Annotated in this window: 17 protein-coding genes; 3 read left to right on the top strand and 14 right to left on the bottom strand. The window is 49.0% G+C overall.

Annotated elements, in window-relative coordinates; translation table 11 throughout:
• Positions 1–3: 3 nt before the first annotated feature.
• The 5 genes from MKX74_RS06910 to MKX74_RS06890 all read right to left on the bottom strand — a co-directional run bounded on the left by MKX74_RS06910 (position 4) and on the right by MKX74_RS06890 (position 6,745).
• Positions 4–1,266: a TolC family protein gene (locus MKX74_RS06910; protein WP_341177885.1), complete on the bottom strand. Its 1,263-nt coding sequence runs from the start codon at positions 1,264–1,266 to the stop codon at positions 4–6.
• A 200-nt stretch (positions 1,267–1,466) separates the two neighbouring features.
• Positions 1,467–2,903, bottom strand: coding sequence for a HAMP domain-containing sensor histidine kinase (locus MKX74_RS06905; RefSeq protein WP_341177884.1), 1,437 nt, complete (start codon positions 2,901–2,903; stop codon positions 1,467–1,469).
• A gap of 13 nt (positions 2,904–2,916) precedes the next feature.
• Positions 2,917–3,609 carry a response regulator transcription factor gene (locus MKX74_RS06900; RefSeq protein ID WP_018887864.1) on the bottom strand — a complete coding sequence of 231 codons (693 nt, stop codon included), beginning with the start codon at positions 3,607–3,609 and terminating at the stop codon, positions 2,917–2,919.
• Between the two features lie 104 nt (positions 3,610–3,713).
• The gene (locus MKX74_RS06895) at positions 3,714–4,727 is read right to left on the bottom strand and encodes a LacI family DNA-binding transcriptional regulator (protein ID WP_341177883.1); all 1,014 of its coding nucleotides are present in this window, start codon (positions 4,725–4,727) and stop codon (positions 3,714–3,716) included.
• A gap of 122 nt (positions 4,728–4,849) precedes the next feature.
• Positions 4,850–6,745, bottom strand: a complete 1,896-nt coding sequence (locus MKX74_RS06890; RefSeq protein ID WP_018887862.1) for a PrkA family serine protein kinase — start codon at positions 6,743–6,745, stop codon at positions 4,850–4,852.
• Positions 6,746–6,951: 206 nt separating this feature from the next.
• Between MKX74_RS06890 and MKX74_RS06885 the strand changes: the two genes are divergently transcribed.
• Positions 6,952–7,758, top strand: a complete 807-nt coding sequence (locus MKX74_RS06885) for a DUF2161 family putative PD-(D/E)XK-type phosphodiesterase (RefSeq protein WP_018887861.1) — start codon at positions 6,952–6,954, stop codon at positions 7,756–7,758.
• On the opposite strand, the gene MKX74_RS06880 is transcribed toward MKX74_RS06885, so the two are convergent.
• A complete protein-coding gene (locus tag MKX74_RS06880) occupies positions 7,739–8,950 on the bottom strand; it encodes an aminotransferase-like domain-containing protein (protein WP_018887860.1) in 1,212 nt (403 codons plus the stop codon). The two genes, MKX74_RS06885 and MKX74_RS06880, sit on opposite strands and share 20 nt — an antisense overlap.
• Positions 8,951–9,110: 160 nt before the next feature.
• The gene (locus MKX74_RS06875) at positions 9,111–9,767 is read right to left on the bottom strand and encodes a response regulator transcription factor (protein ID WP_018887859.1); all 657 of its coding nucleotides are present in this window, start codon (positions 9,765–9,767) and stop codon (positions 9,111–9,113) included.
• A gap of 249 nt (positions 9,768–10,016) precedes the next feature.
• Here MKX74_RS06875 and MKX74_RS06870 point away from each other — a divergent pair, with 249 nt between their 5' ends.
• The gene (locus MKX74_RS06870; RefSeq protein WP_018887858.1) at positions 10,017–10,427 is read left to right on the top strand and encodes a hypothetical protein; all 411 of its coding nucleotides are present in this window, start codon (positions 10,017–10,019) and stop codon (positions 10,425–10,427) included.
• Positions 10,424–11,491: a phosphodiester glycosidase family protein gene (locus MKX74_RS06865; protein ID WP_341177882.1), complete on the top strand. Its 1,068-nt coding sequence runs from the start codon at positions 10,424–10,426 to the stop codon at positions 11,489–11,491. The genes MKX74_RS06870 and MKX74_RS06865 overlap by 4 nt, the downstream gene beginning before the upstream one ends.
• Positions 11,492–11,608: 117 nt before the next feature.
• On the opposite strand, the gene MKX74_RS06860 is transcribed toward MKX74_RS06865, so the two are convergent.
• The 7 genes from MKX74_RS06860 to MKX74_RS06830 all read right to left on the bottom strand — a co-directional run bounded on the left by MKX74_RS06860 (position 11,609) and on the right by MKX74_RS06830 (position 19,480).
• On the bottom strand, positions 11,609–11,863 hold the full coding sequence (locus MKX74_RS06860; protein WP_018887856.1) for an AbrB/MazE/SpoVT family DNA-binding domain-containing protein: 255 nt from the start codon (positions 11,861–11,863) through the stop codon (positions 11,609–11,611).
• 265 nt (positions 11,864–12,128) lie between these two features.
• Positions 12,129–12,593, bottom strand: coding sequence for a tRNA (uridine(34)/cytosine(34)/5-carboxymethylaminomethyluridine(34)-2'-O)-methyltransferase TrmL (trmL, locus tag MKX74_RS06855; protein WP_018887855.1), 465 nt, complete (start codon positions 12,591–12,593; stop codon positions 12,129–12,131).
• Between the two features lie 96 nt (positions 12,594–12,689).
• Positions 12,690–13,781 carry a 3-phosphoserine/phosphohydroxythreonine transaminase gene (gene serC / locus MKX74_RS06850; protein WP_341180527.1) on the bottom strand — a complete coding sequence of 364 codons (1,092 nt, stop codon included), beginning with the start codon at positions 13,779–13,781 and terminating at the stop codon, positions 12,690–12,692.
• A gap of 442 nt (positions 13,782–14,223) precedes the next feature.
• Positions 14,224–15,648 (bottom strand): type I glutamate--ammonia ligase, encoded by a 1,425-nt coding sequence (gene glnA, locus MKX74_RS06845; protein WP_018887853.1) that lies wholly within the window; start codon positions 15,646–15,648, stop codon positions 14,224–14,226.
• 243 nt (positions 15,649–15,891) lie between these two features.
• Complete coding sequence (gene aroF / locus MKX74_RS06840) at positions 15,892–16,956, bottom strand: 3-deoxy-7-phosphoheptulonate synthase (RefSeq protein WP_018887852.1); 1,065 nt, start codon at positions 16,954–16,956, stop codon at positions 15,892–15,894.
• A gap of 498 nt (positions 16,957–17,454) precedes the next feature.
• The gene (locus MKX74_RS06835; RefSeq protein WP_018887851.1) at positions 17,455–17,751 is read right to left on the bottom strand and encodes a hypothetical protein; all 297 of its coding nucleotides are present in this window, start codon (positions 17,749–17,751) and stop codon (positions 17,455–17,457) included.
• Positions 17,752–17,923: 172 nt separating this feature from the next.
• On the bottom strand, positions 17,924–19,480 hold the full coding sequence (locus tag MKX74_RS06830; RefSeq protein WP_341177881.1) for an ABC-F family ATP-binding cassette domain-containing protein: 1,557 nt from the start codon (positions 19,478–19,480) through the stop codon (positions 17,924–17,926).
• Positions 19,481–19,919 lie beyond the last annotated feature (439 nt).

The raw sequence follows: 19,919 nt of genomic DNA, 5'->3' as shown, positions 1-19,919 counted from the left end.
AAGCTAATCAATCCAAGGCGCTTCCAGCACACGCTGCACCTCATCCATCTGCAGTAACAAATCCTGAAGCTGTACTTCGAGATTGCTCACGCTTTGCTCTGCCTTCATTACATCAATCTGTGTAACGAGTCCTCGCTCCCACTTCTTCTTAACAATCGTCAGTGCATTGTGTGCAGCGGTTAGCTTCCCCTGAAGCTGCTCATACTGCTGCTGTAGATTTTGCTGATTGTAATAGGTGCTTCTGAGCGATTCACCCAGCTCCTTTTTGCTGTTCGTCAGTTCGCTATTCGCATCGGCAACAGACATTTTGACTAGCTCATACTCACCGTCACTGGAGTTGAACGAGAAGTAGGTGACATTCAGCTCAGCCAGCTCCACACTTCTCTCCTTCTGCCAGATTGTAGGATCATAAGAGATCACCTTTTGAATATAAGTCTCAATATCAAGCTTCTCTGGCTCCTGATATGCTGGCGTGTCCGATAGCACAAGCGTCTCATTCAGGCCCATACCCAGCATCGTTAGCAAGCTCTCCCTCTTCTGCTTCAACGTATCCCGAGCCTGAGTCAAGCTCTGCTCCGCCTCGATTCTCGACTGGACAGCCTCATCCCGGGCTGCTCCAGAGAGCTTCCCTTTGCTGGCCTTCGCCAGCGCAGCTTGCTCCTCGGCACGGGCAATCTCCAGCGAGGTCTCCGTTGTCTGCAGCGCTCTCTCGGAGGACAGCACACCATAATAGGCGACCACCGTCTTGTATGCGATCTGATCCTTCACCGTATCGATATTCCTCAGTGCCATCAGATAATTCACATTAGATGAGTTATATTGCTTCCAGGCTGAGCGAGAAGACGCGCCATCTTCACCAGTCCCTGTCCCTGTCGGGATGTAATCCAGATTATCGGCAGCTGTCTCCAGATTAATTCCGCTGCGCTGATAGCTGCTCAAAGCACTCTTCAGGCTGTAGCTATTCGTTATAGCTAGCCCTATCGCATCATCCAGGGACAAGCCTGATACCTGCCCAGCCTCCGTTGCACTGGAGGTGGAGCTTGCAGCACTGGGCACACTTGAAGTGTGTACATTTGTACCCGTGTCTCCGATTGCTGCGCCCTTGGCAGCATCGTTAGCCGCTTCAGTCGTCAGATTGGCCGCTTCACTCACCTTTGCCGGGTCAGCGGCTCCTCCCACCAGCTCTGTCTCTGCGTACGCAGCCGGAAGCAGGCTGGCTGAACACACGGTCAACATCAGTACGGCAACAGCTGTGTGTCTTTTCATTTCCTTCACTCCTTCATAACTCTCATCTCTGCTAAATCTAGCGTAGCAATGCAATGTGTCAGGCATGTGTCAAGCAACCCAAAAAAAAGGGACAACCCGAAGCCACGTAGCGGCCCCGAATGTCCCTGGTTCCAAGCATATATAATTCAACATGAAGCCATGCTGCATGTGAGACTTCCTCACCAAGTGTACTAGTTAAGCTATCTCGTTCCTTCAAGCCGATGATCCGTCACAGGCAACACCAATCTGAATACTGTCTCTCCTTGTCCACTTCTCAGAAGCAACAGCTCTCCCCCAAGCGAACGTGCCATCATGCGGCTGAAGGGTAACCCAATACCTAGTCCTCGTACCTTGTGCTTCTTCCCTTCTCCCCGATAGAAACGCTCAAATATAAGAGCCTGCTCCGCTGCAGGAATACCGTTACCCCAATCCTTGACATCCAGGATGATCTCCTGAGCGTTCATCATGATGTCCACCTCTATACGAGGAGTGGCTTCCGCCTCCCCGATGGAAGCATCACTGGCTTGGCGGGCGTTATTCAGCAGGTTATACAGAATTTGCTGCAGCCGCAATGGATCGGTGCACACCTCCAGCTCCTCTTTATTCGAGCTCAGCGACACCTTGACGCATCTGGCCTCCTGTGTTAGCTCCCATTGACGCAATATATCCTTCACAAGCTCCTGTAGCTGAACCATCTCCTTATGCACCTTGAAATCCCCTACGGCAAAGGAATTGAATTCCAGCAAATCCTCAATCATGTGCTGCAAGCGATTCGTCTCATGGCGGCAAATATCCAGGAACTCCTTCGCCTCCTCACCACTGACGACATCCTCCTGCACAGCCTGAATCAACCCGCTAATGGACGTGACCGGAGTCTTCAGCTCATGAGTAACGCCAGCCAGCAGCTGTGTTCTCATCAGCTCCATCTGCTTCAAGCGCTTCGCCATCTCCTCAAATGCATTCATTAGCTCATAGATTTCCTGTTCCTTCACACCTTTATAGAGACTCAGATCATAATTCCCGGCAACGATCTGCTCTGCCGCATTCACTACAACTCCGATCGGACGATACAATCTGCGTGTGAGCAGATAGATGACTGCCCAGCCGAGTAATCCGAGACTGAGTACCAGAATGATCAGCAGATGCACCTGCCATGGAGCCGTGACCAGCAGCTTTTCAGGCTGTAAAATGATTACCCAGCCCAGCGTGCGGTCATTATGCTCAACTTCCTTTTGCACAGCATAGAAGCTTAACCCCGGTCCTGGCCCGATCTGGAAGCTATCCGTCCGATCCGCTCCTCCAGCAAAGCGCTGGAGATGGCTCATAATTTCTCCGTTTACATCGTAATACATACTGCTGGAGATGACCCTCTTATTATCGTCAAGCAGGATGAAGCAGGGCTTGTCCTTGAATGGAATCATCTTCTGCTTGCGTTCCACGATACTGAAGAGATCGTAATCCGGCGCCAGCTTCCCATCTACAACGACCAGTTCAGCCGTATCTGCTGCCAGCAGATCCATGTAATCCAGCTGCTTCTGCTTCTCGTAATACTGCAGCCAGAAGAAAGACAATATACCAATGGTTATGAGCCCGATGCACAGCGTTAGCAGATATCTGGTTGTCCAGTATCGAAGCATCGTTGTTCTCTGATTAGACTTCCTCAACACTGAACTGATACCCCAATCCGCGTAAAGTTTTGATTTCTCCCTCTGCATTTGGCCAACGCTCCAATGTTTTGCGTATTCGCTTCACAGCCAGGTCCACCGCCCGATCACTTCCCTCATAATCAATGCTCCATACCTGCTCTATTAATTGATTTCTGGTGAAGGTCTGATTCGGATGCTTCGCGAGGAACAGCAGCAGGGACAGATCTCTTGGTGTAAAGTAAAGCTCCTCACCACATAAATGCACAGAATGCGCATTAAAATTAAACATTAGACTCCCGTATGTAATAATCTCTTTGGTCGCCACCTGACTATGGGATCGCCTCAGCACCGTGCGGACGCGAGCAGTCACCTCTTCTCCTATGAACGGCTTCGTAATGTAATCATCCGCTCCAAGGTCGAGCCCCTTCAGCTTGTGATCAATGCTCCCCAAGGCTGTTAGCATAATGACCGGGCAGTTATGCCGCTCACGGATCTTCCCGAGCAGATACCACCCGTCATAATCGGGAAGCATGACATCCAGCAGCACCAATGACGGATGTGTCGTGGATGTGCACTTCATTAATGCCTCCATCCCGGAAAAGGCTTGCTCTACCTGATATCCCGATTTCTCTAGATAAGCCTTCAGCACTCGCGAGATGGCTACCTCATCCTCTACGACCAAAATAACTTCTGACATGCGGTTATATTTCCCCCTTGATTCTTAGCGACCCTAATTCGTAATTTCCCCTTTGTCAGCCTATCTTGTTGCTAACTGCCAATGCCCGTGCTCTCATCCTCTCTCTATCCCAGAAGATGTGCCGGAGCGGCAGTCGTCTCGCGTACCACCAGGTCTGGTGGCTCCAGAGCTGCAGGGGGACGTGCATCAGGCTGTTCAATCATTCTGATCAGATGCTCAATACAGCGAATACCGATGTTGTGAATATTTTGATTCACCGTCGTCAGCCCTGGTCTGAACACTTGCGCATAATAGGTATTATCGAACCCTACTACTGAAATATCGGTAGGCACGGACAGACCACGACTCATCAGCTCATGAATGGCACCGAAGGCAGCCATGTCCGACACGCATACCAATGCCGTCGGCGGATGAGCGATGGTTATTAGCTTGGATGCCGACTGTCTTCCACCATCAAAGGTATAGTCACATTCCTCAATATATTCATCCAGACAAGCAAGTCCACATGCTTGCAAACCCTCCACATATCCCTGCTTTCGCAAATGGGCAACCGCCGTCCCCTGGGACCCGGCAATGTAAGCAATTCTACGATGACCAAGCTCATATAGATGCCGTACCACCATTTGAAGGGCCATTCGACTGTCCGTCATGATCGAGCCTGTGCGCGGCCCAGCGACATCCTCATCCACAAACATCACTGGAATATCTGAATCAATAAGATCGGATACACCCTTGTTGTCAGGCTCCGCCCCAAAAATCACCACACCGTCCAGACTTCGGCTACGGCAATGCTCATAAAAGGAATAGGACGGATCATCAAGCCGGGTGGACAGCTTCATCAGATCATAGCCGCTATGCTCCAGCGCCGTCTTGATACCCTCCAGCAATTCAGAGACGAATGGATTTGTGAACGGTACATTGATCAGCACTCCTACATTCCACGATCGCTTCTTCACGAGTCCACGGGCCATGACATTGGGATGGTAGCGAAGCTCTTCAATGATCTTGTTCACTTTTTTACGAGTCTTGTCACTGACATCCGGGTAGCCGTTAACCACCTTCGACACGGTCGCGACAGATACGCCTGCCGCCTTGGCGACATCATGAATAGAGGCCATATCATCACTCCATTGCTATGGATACTATGGCTCTCATTATACAGACCAAATAGCATCCCTGCCATACTGCCCTGAAGAGGGAAGTCACCGGGATGCTCAAGGCTAATCTATTCATCTGTCCTCTATCTATTCAGCAGACTACCCACATATCGCAGTAGCTCGTTCGCGCAGATCGGGCAGTAGCCATGCTCGTCGATCAATCGCTTACTCACTTCATTGATACGCTTGAGCTGATTGGCATCAGGGGTCTTGGTAGAGGTCGTAATCTTGACAATGTCCTTCAGATCTGCGAATAGCTTCTTCTCAATCGCTTCCCGCAGTCGGTCGTGATTATGATACTCGAACTTGCGTCCCTTTCGAGAGTAGGCAGAGATGCGGATCAATATTTCCTCGCGGAAGGCTTTTTTGGCATTTTCCGATACCCCGATCTGCTCCTCAATGGATCTCATCAGTCTTTCGTCCGGGTCCAGCTCCTCATCCGTCAGTGGGTCACGGATTTTGGACCAGTTGCAAAAGGCTTCAATGTTATCGAGATAGTTATCGAACAAGGTACGGGCAGACTCCTCGAAGGAGTACACGAAGGCTTTTTGCACTTCCTTCTTCGCCAGCTCGTCATATTCTCGCCGCGCAATAGCGATATAGTTCAGATATCGTTCGCGCTCCTCCTTATTAATAGAGGCATGCTGATCGAGGCCATCCTTGATCGCCCGGAGAATATCGAGAGCATTGATGCATTCCAGATCCTGCTTGATCAGTGCACTGGATATCCGGTTAATGACATAACGTGGATCGACGCCTGACATTCCCTCATCCAGATATTCCGTTTGCATCTCTTTAAGGTCAGCTTCCTTGTAGCCCTCGACCTCTTCACCATCATACATCCGCATTTTCTTGACCAGATCCATCCCCTGCTTCTTACTCTCCTTGAGTCTAGTCAGGATGGAGAATATCGCTGCTGCCCGCAGTGCATGCGGTGCAATATGGATATGTCGCATATCGCTCTGTTGAATCAGCTTGCTATATATCTTCTCTTCCTCAGATACCTTGAGATTATAGGGAATTGGCATGACGATCATGCGAGATTGCAGTGCTTCGTTCTTCTTATTCGCAATGAAGGATTTATACTCTGCTTCATTCGTGTGGGCAATGATCAGCTCATCTGCACTGATTAACGCAAATCTGCCTGCCTTGAAATTGCCCTCCTGGGTCAAGGAGAGAAGGTTCCACAGGAATTTCTCATCACATTTGAGCATCTCCTGAAATTCCATCAGACCACGGTTCGCCTTGTTAAGCTCGCCATCGAAGCGATATGCACGTGGATCGGATTCCGAGCCATATTCCGTTATCGTAGAGAAGTCGATGCTTCCCGTCAGATCAGCAATATCTTGGGATTTGGGGTCAGATGGACTGAAGGTACCAATACCCACCCTTTGATCCTCCGAGATGAGTACGCGCTTCACACGCACCTTCTCAATATCACCGTCATATTCGGTACGTAGACGCATTTGGCAGGAAGGGCACAGATTGCCCTCAATTCGAACACCAAGCTCTTTCTCTACTTCCGGGCGCAGCTCATGAGGTATCAAATGCAAAGGCTCCTCATACATCGGGCACCCATCAATAGCATATACAGCTCCTTGGTCGGTGCGTGAGAACTGCTCCAGCCCCCGCTTCAGCAAAGTGACCAAGGTCGATTTGCCCCCGCTCACAGGTCCCATAAGCAGCAGGATTCTTTTTCGCACATCCAGTCTGCGCGCTGCCGAATGGAAATACTCCTCCACCAGCTTCTCTACAGCCCGGTCTAGACCGAATAGCTCCTGCTCAAAGAATTTGTAACGCTTCTGGCCCCCGGAGGTCTCGACTCCAAAGGATTTGATCATCTCATAAACCCTTGCATGAGCAGTCATCGCCGGCGAGGGGTTCTTGCTGAGAATCTCCAGATAATCACGGAAGTTCCCACTCCACGCCAAACGCTCGCTTTCCGCCTGGTACTTCGCAACGCGCTCAAAAATCTTCATAACCTGTACCTCCTATGGCTCCTTAGTAGTAACCTCCGCTCCGAATGGTTAAGGATCGCTTAGTTATGCGTTACAAAAGCGTATTACATAACTATGCAGAATCTAATGGATTATTGACCGCTTTTTTTCGTGGCCGTGTACGAAATCCGGGCTTGAAGACCGTGATATACTATTAGCAGATGGAATCAAAAAGGAGCGGAGTTACCATGGCAGTCCAACGAGAGACAGAGCTATATGCACCGATCAAAGCCTTTTTCGAGGGACGGGGCTATATCATTCGTGGAGAGGTGAACAACTGTGATCTGGTGGGTCTCAGGGAGAATTCGCAGCAGCCGCTGATCGTAGAAATTAAGAAAACCTTCAGCCTGGCGCTTCTCCTTCAGGGGCTACAGCGATTGAAGCTGGGAGGCGAGGTCTATCTGGCTGTGGAGAAAAATCGCAGCAAAAAAGGCGCTGTCAATCAGCGCTGGCAAGAGCTGGCGGAGCTGTGCCGCAAGCTGGGCTTGGGCCTGATTACAGTAACGCTATACAAGACGAAGCCTGCGCTTGTTGAGATCATCTGTACCCCGGCAATCATACAGGGACAAGGACACACCGCAGCAGCTCCGCGAAAAGGCTCACGTAAGGAGCGGCTCATCCGGGAATTTCAAGCACGTAGTGGAGATTATAATGAAGGTGGGAGTACACGGCGCAAGCTGGTAACTGCCTACAGAGAGAAGGCCTTGCGAGTAGCGTCCATACTTGCTTCCCTGAAGGAGGCTTCGCCCGCCCAGATCGCACGCGCAGGGGCTGCAGCTGACGCTGCCTCTGTACTGCAAAAAAACTATTATGGATGGTTCGAACGCGTAGCACGAGGCAAATATGTATTAACAGCAGCGGGGCAGGGTGCATTGGAGGAATATGCGGCTGTATTGGAGGCTCAAATAGCTCTGTCGGCCTCATGTGCGGCTGAAGCCCCGACCCCATACGTGACAGCTCCAGATGAACGCTCACTCAAGAACGCCGAGCAGTGAACTCCGTAATGGTCTCGCCGATGAGATTCATCCCCATAAGCAATTCCTCTCGTCCTGGATGACTGAAGTTCAGCCGGATAAAGCTATTGCCACTGTTCCCCGCAGTACACAGCGCCCCTGGCATGAAGGCTACACCCTTAGGCATTACAGCCTTCAGCAGGGCAGCACTCTCCAGTCCTTCTGGCAGACGTACCCACATATACATGCCCCCCTCAGGAACATGATAGGTGACCTCTTTCCAAAATGGCCGCTTGAGCAGCTCCAGCATCAGCTTGAGTCGCACACGATATTCGCGGTTCAGCAGCTCCAGATGATCATGCCAGCGGAAGCGATGATCTGTAAGTAAGTGATGCAGCAGTCTTTGATTCATGGAGCTGGATTGCATATCGGCAAGCTGCTTAAGAGCTGACATACCCTCAATTAAAGACGGGTGCCCCGTCACCCAACCTGTACGCAGTCCTGGAGCAATGGTCTTGCTGAATGAGCCAATGTACAGCACGTGTCCCCCTCTGCCTTCATCATCAAGAGCCGCCACAGAAGGGGGAATCTGTTCATTCTGATGCAGATGCAGCTCACCATAGGAGTCATCCTCTACCAGCAACACATTGTATTTCTGGCACAGGGACAGAATCTCCTGCCTCTGCTCAAGCGTCCACAGAAAGCCTGTCGGATTCGAAAAAGACGGTGCCGCAATGAACAGCTTGGGGCGATCTGCAGCCATTCGCCTTTCCAGCGCCGCAAGGTCAGTCCCCTGTGCATCAGCCTGGACGGGAATTAATCTCGCTCCCTGCATGGACAGCACCTGCAATGAACCCGGGGAACCTGGCTGCTCGATCAGCACGGGGTCTTCTGCATTTACCATAAGCCTCACGACGAGATCGATGGCCTGCTGGGTTCCGGTCGTAAGGAGCACCTGACGAGGATCAACATTCATTCCCTTTCTGGACTTCCACTCCGCAGTAAGCCATTCCCGCAGCGGCAGATAGCCTTCCGGATCACCGTATTGCAATACAGCAGGCCCGGAGGTCAGGACCTCATGGGCCGCTTCATCCAGGAGCTTAACGGGAAAAAGCTCCTGCGCAGGGAGCTCCTCCGCAAGAGAAATAAAAGAATGCCGTCTGGCATGGTCCCGAATGTGACGCAATGGTGATGCCAGCAAGGCAGCCGTACGTGTAGCATAGGAATATTGCATGAAGAACCCCCTCATTTACACCCTAACGGGTATTCTGGTATACCTCATGATGCTCCGGTCCTAGCAGCTGTGAAATGTACAAAAGCTCCTACAACGTATTCGGTTCGTTATCCAATTATGCGCCTTACCTGCCAGGTTCTATGCAAGGAGTACACTTGTACTAGGCATATAGCGGCTTGGACTGTCTTACATACAAGGCGTACCGCTCAATCGCCTGTGCTCTGCTCGACACACCCAGCTTCGCGTAAATTTTTCTCAAATAATTGTCTATAGAGCGGCGACTGACCTCGATCTCTACAGCAATCTTATCATATGTAATGCCCTGAACTATACGTTCCATTATAAAAATTTCGGTATCTGTCAATTCATCGAACGGTTCTGGTGACAGAAGTTGGGTCATGGGCCAGCTCCCTTGCTGAATCCATTCCAAAGGCACGGATACGACCCCCTCACGCAAACCGTTAATCAAATGAATGAGTTGATTGGTGGAAGCTTGCTTGGAGATCACGCCACTTGCCCCGACTTTCGTCGCTTGCTGAAATAAGTTCAGATCGTAAGCATCTGTCATAATGATAATGTGGCTCTCAGGCGAGACCAACTTGATTTCAGTAATGAAAGGAATGGCGGTTCCCTCCGGCAGCTTATAGTCCATCAAAATGAGCTCGGGCTTGATGCTGCCCGCCAGCTGCTGTGCCTCTGTGCCGCTTGATGTCATCCCCCGCACAAGCAAATCCTGCTGATCCTCCAGAATCAGCTTGGTTCCGAGCATGCTTGTCGGATGAATATCAACGATAACCACCTGCCACACTTTTTTCATACTGTTGTACCTCCCGATTATGCGACCAATGTTATGTCCCCCGATCCTTGCTGTATGGATATGTACTGTAGGTTTCTTATTAGAATTCAGGGGCAATCATTTATAATTCAAGCTTGGATACTATTACATTTTTGCGATTTAGTATAGGCCCGTGATAGAATGAGACTGGAAAATTGAACTATAAAGAATCAATTCATACTAGCTGTGGCTAAATGGATTATGAATTGGATTCACCACGGGAGTGATTTCATGCAGAACTCTACAGAACCATCCACAGTTCCGGCATCACGCCGTAGCGAACGGGTGAAGAGTCCTTCCGTCAAGGCTTTTCTCATACTCTGGGTTGTGCTGATCCTAGCCGGTATAGCCGCAACCTATCTGTACAGCAATCATCTGAAGCAAGAAATGCTGTTCCAGGTGCAGGGCCATGTGGATCAACAAATGGCAGGCCTGCAGGCGGAATATGAACAAAAGTTTGACGTGATGTCCAAAGAAATGGACGAGTTGCAGGGCAAGGTTGATTCGTTGAATGAACTGCTCACGTTCACCAAGGACAATGCGAGCGATAAGACGGACAATAGCAACAAGCTCTATACGCAACTAGCCGAGGTTAAGAAGCAGCTGGACACCCTGCAGAAGAAGATGGACTTATTAAAATGAGAATGGAAGCCAAACAACTTAACCGTCTGATGATGATGACGTTAGCACCGTTTATTGGACTTCTGCTCTTCTTGGTCTTCCTGAATCGCCCGCTTGCCTTCCCAGAGACTAACATTAAGTATGGTCCTGTAAGTGATTGGAGTGCCCAGAGCCAGCATATTATGGGCCAGCTGGACGAAGCTGAGAATACAGCATCCTATACGGTAACATCCATTCAGAAGACCGCCGAATTGTACAAGCAGACGACACAGACCATGAACAGCATTGCCAAGTCAGCTGCCGCGCAGTCAAGCCGACCTGAGACCATATACAATCGACGAATAACTGCTAAGCTAGGCACGCCCTATGAGCGAGTGAACAGTGATCGAATTACTATCGAGCTGTTCAAGGTTAATCCCGGTGCCTACAAGGGCTACGCCATGAAGGTGAAGCTGAAGGATCCTACGGCCATGCAGATGTCCCTAGGTACGGGGACGCCTGGCAGTACAGAGACGACAATGCGAGCCGTCTCCCGTAGTGGGGCCGTGGCTGGCATCAATGCTGGCGGCTTTGCTGATGGCGGGGGCAAGCGTTACCCGCTTAGCACCACTATAATGAACGGTAAATATGTGAATGGCTTTCAGGCCAGCTTCAAGGACCTGACTTTTATCGGTCTGAGTCAGTCAGGTCGGTTGATTGGCGGTAAATTTGCAAATCAAGCTGCACTTGACGGCCTTCAGCCCTCATTTGGAGCTACCTTCGTACCGGTACTCATTCAGAACGGACAGAAGCTTGCCATTCCAGCGAAATGGAAGACGACACCCAAGCGTGCACCACGTACTGTCATTGGCAATTATAAGGATGACCAATTGCTGATTATTGTCGTTGATGGCTACAATGAGCAGGGCAGCTCAGGGGCCACCTTGGAGGAGCTACAAGCCAAAATGTTCAATCTGGGCGTCCAGAATGCTTACAATCTGGACGGTGGCGGCTCCTCCTCCATGATTCTGAACGGACGGGTTGTGAATAAGCCCTCCGACGGAAGGCTTCGTCCAGTGCCCACACACTTCTTGTTCTTTAAATAACATTACAGTTAAGGGTACATCAGCACTCCTCGAAAGTATGAATAGCGCTTGGAGGAAAGCTAATGTACTATACAAAGAGCATCACGAAATACTCGTGATGCTCTTTGTCATGAGCTCTTAAGCATGCTTAGGGAGCTGTGTCATATCGCTCATGCATTGACCGCAAATATAACGATCCTTGAATTCACTAACTTCTTCCATGGAGCCACAGAACACACATTTAGGGCGATAACGCTCCAGAATAATATGATCCCCTTGAACCAGAATTTCTACGGGATCTCCTTCATTCATTTGATATCGTTTTCTTAGGGATTTGGGCAAGACGATTCTTCCCAGCTGATCCACTTTCCGAACTACACCAGCAGGCTTCATTTATTTAGACACCTCTCCTGTTAAGATGATTATACTGATGAATGCTAGGTATAAAGACTCTGTTTATACCTCCATTCAACAATTCGCCGAATTCTTGTCGAATCCTACCCGAATTTGTGATTTCGTGCTTAAATATGCACGTCTATAGCACCATTCAGGTGTGTCATTAACAAAAAACAGCAATACCACATACATATGTTATCGTCCGATAGCCCTAATCTGTTTAGGTTTTATGAAAAATAACTGTTGTTCCATACAAGTTTTTTCATATTAAACCGGGAAAATCAAGCTGTCTTAAGGCTTCATACACCATTATTGCAGCCGAATTCGACAAATTCAAAGACCTGACATCGTTCGACATCGGCATTCGAACACACCATTCTTTATTGGAAGAAATTAACTCTTGGGGTAGGCCTTTTGTCTCCTTGCCAAATACGAAAAAGTCATGATCGCGATAGCTGAAGTCAGAATACCGCTTCTCCGCCTTCGTCGTTGCATAAAAAAACCTGCCATCAGCATATTTTTGCTGAACCTCAGCAAAGGAATCGTGATATTCCACGTGTACAGCATGCCAGTAGTCCAGCCCTGCTCTCTTCAGTGTCGCATCATCTGTACGAAACCCCAGGGGCCTCACCAGATGCAGGTGTGCTCCCGTGGCCGCACAGGTGCGTGCAATGTTCCCAGTATTCGCGGGAATCTCCGGTTCTACTAATACAATGTGTAATGCCATGTTTCATTTCTCCTTTTCGATTTCAAGAAAAAACCTTCCTATTGCTACCAGCATAGGAAGGTTATCTTGTGCTGCTATATACTTGTCACATTATACTTAACCGTGACGCTTCTGGAAATCACCCATGAAATCAGCCAGAGCACTACAGCTCTCGTAAGGAACAGCGTTATAGATCGACGCTCTAAGTCCTCCTACGCTGCGATGACCCTTGAGGCCGATGAAGCCTGCCTGCTCGGATTCCTTCGCAAACAGCTTCTCTAGCTCCTCTGTAGCCAATCTGAACGTTACGTTCATCAGAGAGCGGCTCTCTGTATCGGCACAGCCCTTATAGAAGCCACCACTGTTGTCAATCGTCTGATACAGCAAGCCGGCCTTATCACGGTTCTTCGCCTCAATACCAGACAAGCCACCTTCTTCCTCAATCCACTTCACGACCTCATTAACCATATAGACGGAGAAGGATGGCGGTGTATTATAGAGAGAATTATTACTCAGGAACGTACTGTAGCGCAGCATGGTAGGAATATGTCCTGGAGAATCCGCAAGCAGCTCCTCACGAGCAATGACTACCGTTACACCGGAAGGACCGAGATTCTTCTGTGCTCCAGCATATACCATACCGAATTGGGTAATATCCAACGGCCGGCAGAAAATGTCACTGGACATGTCCCCAATCAAAGGCACATTGCCTGTACTCGGGTATGATTGGAACTGTACGCCTTCAATGGTCTCATTAGAGGTTACATGCAAGTATGCAGACGACTCAGGCAACTCCAGATTGCTTAGGTTCGGAAGGCTCATATAGCTTGATTCCTTCGAGGATGCTGCAACATGTGTCTCTCCTACGAGCTTGGCCTCTTTCAACGCCTTGTCCGCCCAGCTTCCAGTCATCACATAGCTACCAGTCTTGCCTTCGCCCAAGAAGTTCATAGGGATCATGGCGAACTGTGTACTGGCACCACCCTGGAGGAACAGTACCTTGTAGCCTTCCGGATTACCCAAGAGGCGAAGAATACGTTCCTGTGCTTCGTTATGAACAGACTCATACACGGCACCACGATGAGACATCTCCATAATAGACATCCCCGTATTACGAAAATCAACGAACTCGGCTTGGGCGCGTTCCAATACCTGGAGCGGCAATGCCGCAGGTCCCGCATTAAAATTATAGGCTCTCTTGCTCAACAGTACTCCCATCCTCTCTACTGGTTAACATGGATTCTTTAACAGGTCACCCATATCTACACAAGATGCAAATATTATCGCTTATAATAGCAGTATTCCAGGGCGTGTTCAAGGGCTTCAGGACCGTTTTGCAAAGTTTTTGTGAAATGCTTCACCACTATATCTTGATCCCTCGGTTCCGATCATTTAGTATTCTCAGGGATGCTGACACGTAGCTTGTCAGCTTTGCTCTCCTACTCCGTTTACATGACAATGTCAGATCCGATATATAACATTGAGTGTAATATATATTCTGTATAAAGTGGTTCCTTCTTACGTTTCTATAACAACTGCTCCCCATACGTTCATTCCTAGCTTCGCGGGTGCTTCAAGCTCCTTGCCTCAGGATCGCTCAAGCAAAAGACCTCCAGAGCTCTGGAGGTCCCGAATTGCTGCAAATATCGTATTAGCAGTCGAAGTAGAGGCTGTACTCGTGTGGATGAACACGGATGGATACAGCTTTTGCTTCAGAACGCTTGAATTGTACGTAGTTATCAATGAATTCCTTGGTAAATACGCCACCCTCAGTCAAGAACTCAAAGTCAGCTTCCAGAGCATCCAGCGCTTCGTCCAGTGTACCTGGAACGCTGCGGATTTTGCCCTTCTCTTCATCAGACAGCTCGTAAATGTTAGTATCCAGTGGACCATAGCCCAGCTCAACAGGGTTCAGCTTGCGCTTGATACCATCCAGACCAGCCATCAGCATAGCTGCAAATGCCAGGTAAGGGTTCGCTGTGGAATCCGGTGTACGGAACTCGATACGACAGCCCTTAGGTGTAACAGCTGCTACCGGGATACGAACTGCTGCGGAACGGTTACCTTTGGAGAATACCAGGTTAACTGGTGCTTCGTAACCAGGAACCAGACGCTTGAAGGAGTTCGTGCTCGGGTTCGTCAGAGCGATCAATGCAGGAGCATGATACAGGATTCCGCCGATGTAGTGCATTGCTGTCTCACTCAGGTTAGCATATGCGCCTTTTTCGTAGAACAAAGGTGTGTCGCCATCGAAGATGGATTGGTGAACGTGCATGCCGCTTCCGTTATCACCGAACAGTGGTTTTGGCATGAAAGTTGCTACTTTACCATATTGACGAGCAGTGTTATGAACAATGTATTTGTATACCAACAGGTTATCTGCTGTTTTCTTCAGCGTATCGAAACGGAAGTTGATCTCTGCTTGACCTGCTGTAGCTACTTCATGGTGATGACGCTCAACGCTCAGACCAGCTTCTTCAAGCAGGCGGCACATTTCACTACGGATATCTTGTTGAGTATCTACTGGAGCTACTGGTACATATCCACCCTTCACGCCAACCTTGAAGCCAAGGTTACCGCCCTCTTCCTTACGGTTCGTGTTCCAAGCTGCTTCTTCGGAATCCACGAAGTAGGAGGAACTGTTCATCGTGCTCTCATAGCGAACATCATCAAAGATGAAGAATTCGGACTCAGGAGCGAAGAACGCTGCCGTACCAACACCTGCAGTCTTCAGGAACGCTTCAGCCTTATCTGCGATTCCGCGTGGGTCACGATCATATTGTTCACCGTCAGGAGTGACGATGTTACACATTACATTCAATGTAGGATGCTGTGTGAACGGGTCAATATAAATGGCTTCTGGATCTGGCAACATAACCATGTCAGATTCCTCGATACCACGATAGCCCGGGATGGAAGAACCGTCGAATGCAACACCATTAACAAATGTTTCCTCATCTACTGCAGTAGCCGGAAGCGAGATGTGATGCACGCGTCCAGACAGATCGACAAAACGGAAGTCTACCCACTCAATATTGTTTTCTTGGATCGTTTTCAATACTTTTTCAACGGACATGTCTTCTTCCTCCCAATTTTCCCGAACATTAAGATTACTTGATGAAAGCAATGTTCATGTGCGATTTTTTTCTTTCCGTCATTATAAATCTCATATGTGACATGGGTCAATACTCATGTCAGGTATTTTTTATCCACATGTCAGATATTCTCACGCTTTATAGCGGGTTCAAAATGCTAAAAAAGCCCGTCATGACGGGCTTTTCGCTTGATTCACGTGAAATACTTTTCCACATTATAACGTTTATGCATTAACGCTTGAAGGAAATGCATTCAGAGGTTGTTTCTGGGTTGAAAAGGTTTTACCAACAATCGGTGCCAGCTGTTCGAGCTGCTGCAGCAGCTCAGCGAATTGATCTGGGAACAAAGATTGGACTCCGTCACCTGTCATAGAATTGTCAGGATCTGTATGCATCTCAATGATCAGACCGTCTGCACCCGCAGCCACGGAAGCCTTTGTCATCGGTGCCACCAGCTCTCTTCTGCCTGTACCATGACTCGGATCGGAAATAACCGGGAGATGGCTCAGCTGTTGCAGGACTGGGATGGCAGACAAATCCAGCGTATTTCGAGTGTAAGATTCGAAAGTACGAATACCACGCTCACAGAGCATAACGTTCGGATTTCCCCCAGCAAGGATGTATTCAGCTGCATTCAGGAATTCGTCGTAAGTAGAACTGAAGCCACGCTTCAATAGAACAGGTTTACCACAGGTTCCAAGTTTGCGGAGTAGATCAAAATTCTGCATATTACGGGTTCCGACCTGCAGAATATCTGCATACTCAGCACAAATATCAACATACTCCGGTGTCATGACTTCCGTAATGGTCAATAGTCCATGCTTCTGGCCTGCTTCAGCCATCATGATGAGTCCCTCTACGCCTGTCCCCTGGAAGCTGTAAGGGCCTGTACGAGGCTTAAAGGCACCTCCGCGCAGAATCTGCCCACCAGCAGCCTTCACCAGTCTGGCGATCTCATCAATCTGCTCTGCCGTCTCTACCGCACAAGGACCACCCATGACAGCTAGCTCGCCACCACCAATTTCTACATCCTTAATGCGAATAACTGTATTTTCCGGGTGGAAATCCCGACTTGCCAGCTTGTAAGACTTTGAAATCTTAACAACCTTCTCTACACCCTTCATCTGGCGCAAATGCTCAGACAGCTTAGGCTCTACCGCCCCAATCAGACCAATGACTGTACGGTCCGTACCTCTGGAGACGTGGGCTTGCAGCCCTTCTTTTTCTACCACGCGGACAATATCCTGAATTTGTTCTTCGGCAATAAGCTGATTTGTAATAACGATCATCGTAACATCGCTCCCTTAGTGAATGAAATTTATCATGGCTCCATGGCGCTACGCCAACTGTGTAGTTCGAATAATAATCATTGAATTCTCTCTTACACTGAACATTCTGTGAACACTCAAAAGACATCTTGTCAGCTAAATACTTAAGTACTTGTGAACCAAACACTTATTGCTTACGCACCCATGCACTTAGTTGCTTATACACCCACGCACTTACGCACTTACGCACTTACGCACTTACACGCTTAGACGCTTGTTCGCTTTTAAGCTTTTAATCACTAAAGTAATTATATGCATTTCTTCCGCCCTCGTCAACCCTATGATGCACGTGAGACATGTAATTGCTTGTATTGCTTGTATTGCTTGTTATCCAAGTGAGACGTGTGAGAGGTGTAAGAAGTGTAAGAAGTGTAGCTGTGTGATTGGGTCTGAACCGGACAGCAGAAAAAAGAGACTGCGCTCGGCGCAGCCCCTTCTCTTGCCCTATTCATGTAAGCTTCAGCTACCTTTAAGCTCGTTGTCATGATTTCCATCAGGCACAACAGCGTCGTAGACATCCTCTCCAGGATAATTTCGGGTCATGCCTTCATGCTGCTCATGATCCTCATAGTCAAATCGCCCCGGTGAGCGTTGGTCCTCACGCCATGGCGTGTTTTTCCCCAGCTTAGCGGAGGGAATGGATGAGCCATATGGTCCTTCTGGAAATTCCTCAAAGGCCAGGTCGTTCCGTTGTGACTCCACGGTAGCCATATCCGGGTAATTTGTCTTGTCTTCTTTCTCGAACCCTTTGCTCATGACGGCACCTTCCTTTCCAGCAACAGTTCCTTCCTCATTCACATCAGGTGAAGCTTCTCATGGAGTAGCTGTCCTTTGGGATGAAGATGAATCTGCTGTCCATGTATAGTGTCCGCCAGGAGAGGTTGTATTTATGCGCTGCTTCCAGAGAGTTACGCTCGGGGAGCTTTACTTAGAATACCTTCGTTGTCCAAGATTCGCAGTTCCAAGTGTCTGTAACAACATCCTGGTAGAATTCAGGCTCGTGAGAGATCAGCAGAATGCTTCCTTTATAGGCTTTGAGTGCACGCTTCAGCTCATCCTTGGCATCTACATCCAAATGGTTCGTAGGCTCATCGAGCACCAACAGGTTAGTCTCGTTATTAATGAGCTTGCACAGGCGCACTTTCGCCTTCTCGCCACCACTAAGGACAGCAACCTTGCTCTCGATATGCTTGGTGGTTAGACCACACTTGGCCAGAGCCGCACGCACTTCAAACTGGGTAAAGGAAGGGAACTCCTGCCAGATTTCTTCAATACAGGTGTTATAGTTAGCTTCCTTGATCTCCTGCTGGAAATATCCGATCTCCAGATGCTCTCCACGTTGGACAGTACCTTCCAGTGCCGGAATTTCGCCCAAAATGCTCCGCATCAATGTCGTCTTACCAATCCCGTTCGCCCCGACCAGCGCAATCTTCTGTCCGCGCTCCATGCGTAGATCCAGCGGTCTGGACAGCGGCTCGTTGTATCCGATCACCAGTCCATTCGTCTCAAAGATCAGCTTGCCTGACGTTCTCGCATCCTTGAAATTGAACTGCGGCTTCGGCTTCTCTGCTGCCAGCTCGATAATCTCCATCTTGTCCAGCTTCTTCTGCCTCGACATCGCCATGTTCCGGGTAGCGACACTAGCCTTGTTGCGTGCGACAAAATCCTTCAGGTCTGCAATCTCCTGCTGCTGACGCTTGTAGGCAGACTCCAGCTGCTGCTTCTTCATCTCATATACTTCCTGGAAATGATCGTAATCACCGACGTAACGTGTGAGACTCTGATTTTCCATATGATAAATAAGATTGATGACGCTGTTCAGGAACGGAATATCGTGCGAGATCAGAATGAAGGCATTCTCATATTCCTGCAGGTAACGCTTCAGCCACTCAATGTGCTGCTCGTCCAGATAGTTCGTCGGCTCATCCAGCAGCAAAATATCCGGCTTTTCCAGCAGCAGCTTTGCCAGCAGCACCTTGGTGCGCTGTCCACCACTTAGGTCATGAACGTCCTTGTCGAGTCCAATATCCGTCAGGCCAAGTCCACGTGCCGTCTCATCTACCTTGGCGTCAATCAGATAGAAATCCTGATTCGTCAAAGTGTCCTGGATCGTGCCCACCTCTTCGAGCAGCTTTTCCAGCTCCTCTGGCGTAACGTCACCCATCTTTCCGTACATGTCGTTCATTTCCTGCTCCATATCGAACAAGTACTGGAACGCACCGCGCAGCACGTCACGAATGGATTGTCCCTTGCTCAGCACCGCATGCTGATCCAGATAACCTACCCGCATACGCTTGGACCACTCTATCTTGCCTTCATCTGGCTGGAGCTTGCCCGTGATAATGTTCATGAAGGTCGATTTACCTTCACCGTTCGCCCCAATGAGGCCGATGTGCTCACCCTTCAGTAGGCGGAAGGATACGTCATTGAAAATAGCACGGTCACCAAAGCCGTGGCTCAATTTTTCTACATTTAATATGCTCATGCATGACACCTTTTCTGTAAAATTTAAATTTTCGGTATTGCCAATCCTGTATATTATAAGCTTCAAAGCAGGTCTGACTCAATGGGGGATTTGAGGATGGAGGCTGCAATTGCAGAATTCTCCGCTGTTCGTGGAGACATGGCATGTTAATAGGTGAAAATGGAGCTGTTGTGAGGGGAAACGACATGGAAATGCTATGTGCTTGGAAAAGCTGATTGGGAAGGCTACGGGGAGAAAGGCTACGGGCTCGGAGGTTTCTTTCGATCGCTGTTAAAGCCTGATTTATTCATAATATATAAAAGAATTAGCGGATTAAATCATGCTTTAAATGCGACCACTTCGTTTCTACAGAAATCCTCCGACCCTCCGCTACTTCCGTCACTAAAGTTACTTTAAAAAGTAGATACCCAAAACTGAGCTGTTTCCAGCTATCTTTGGT

The organism is Paenibacillus sp. FSL K6-1230, assembly GCF_038002385.1.
In the GTDB taxonomy this organism is placed as follows: domain Bacteria; phylum Bacillota; class Bacilli; order Paenibacillales; family Paenibacillaceae; genus Paenibacillus; species Paenibacillus massiliensis.
The sequence above is the reverse complement of the archived record's forward strand: the minus strand, read 5'-3'. Positions and strand labels throughout refer to the sequence as shown.